The sequence below is a fragment of the Enterococcus sp. PF1-24 genome (assembly GCF_029893325.1).
GTDB lineage: Bacteria > Bacillota > Bacilli > Lactobacillales > Enterococcaceae > HY326.
In genome coordinates this window covers 1-1,553 of the sequence record NZ_JARXWL010000069.1, presented here as the reverse complement: position 1 = coordinate 1,553, position 1,553 = coordinate 1, and the positions used below count along the sequence as shown (strand labels likewise).

Genomic DNA, 1,553 nt, shown 5'->3' with positions numbered 1-1,553 from the left:
TGTACCGACCCCCAAAAGTTAGACCAAAAATCTAACATTTGGAGGTCGGTATTTTTATGGCTAAATATAGTTTTGAACTCAAATTGAAAATAGTTAAAGAATATTTGGAAGGCAAAGGTGGCTATAGGTATCTCACAAAGAAACATTCAATTGAAAATTACTCACAGGTGCGGAGTTGGATTAACGCTTATCGTGAATTTGGTGTAGATGGTCTGCTTCGTAAACGTCAAAATCAGAATTTCTCTGTTCATTTCAAACTAAATGCGGTAGAGTTATATCAAACAAGTGAGCTGTCCTATCGTGAAGTTGCCAACAGATTTGAAATAAACAATCCATCATTAATTGCCAATTGGATGCGGAAATTTCGAGCAGAAGGGATTGAGGGACTCTCAAAAACGAAAGGACGTCCCCCCACCTTGCCGAAGAAAAAAGAACAGACAAAGAAAGATTCTATCAAAGAAACTCCAGAAGAACATAATCGTATCAAGGAATTGGAAAAACAAGTCCGTACACTACAGATTGAAAATGCCTTTTTAAAAGAAATGAGGAAGCTGCGAAAACAGGAAGCCCAAAAAAGACGAATGAATCAATCGCACGAATCATCGACAGCCTCCGAGGACCATTCAAATTAGTTGAGCTTCTAGAGACGTTAAAATTCCCGAAAGCGACCTTTATGTACTGGCAAAAACGGTTTGACCGTAAAAATCCCGATCAAGAAATCGAAGTAGAAATGCTTAATATTCGTAAAACGCATAAAGATTATGGTTGTTTACGAATGACCAGTGAACTAAGAAATCGAGGATTTCAGATCAATAAAAAGAAAGTTCAACGCTTGATTCGAAAACTAGGGATTGAAGTCCGCTCTTATACACGAAAATCCCGTCGTTATAATTCTTATCGCGGAAAAGTTGGTCAGATTGCCAAAAACAGAATACGCCGGCGTTTTTACACAAGTATCTGTCATCAAAAAATTACAACAGATACTACTGAATTCAAATATTTTGAAGTAGATACCAAAGGTATCATTCATCAAAAGAAACTGTATCTAGATCCATTTATGGATATGTATAACAGCGAGATTCTTTCTTACCGCATCTCAGAAAAACCAAACGCTTTGGCCATCATGGAAGGCTTAGAAGAAGCAATTACAATCACAAACGATTGTCCTTATCGTCGCACTTTTCACTCAGATCAAGGCTGGGGATATCAAATGAAAGCTTACAGTTATAAACTAAAAAAAGAGAGAATCTTTCAAAGTATGTCTCGAAAAGGCAATTGCTTAGATAACTCAATCATGGAGAACTTCTTTAGTCTATTAAAACAAGAAATTTTCCATGGAGAAACTTATCGCAGTTTCGAAGAATTGAAAACAGCGATTGATAAATACATTTATTATTACAACAATGAACGTATGAAAAAGAAATTGAACTGGAAAAGCCCTGTTCAATTTCGAAAAACAGCACAGAAAGCTGCATAATAGTTAATTTGAAAACAACAAAAAACGGAGTAGATTTCTCTACTCCGAAAAAGTCTAACTTTTTGGGGTCACTACA

The 1,553-nt window shown here is 36.1% G+C and carries 1 pseudogene; it reads left to right on the top strand.

Annotated elements, in window-relative coordinates:
* Positions 1-56 precede the first annotated feature (56 nt).
* Positions 57-1,477 (top strand): annotated as a pseudogene (locus tag M2139_RS14230) (IS3 family transposase).
* Positions 1,478-1,553 lie beyond the last annotated feature (76 nt).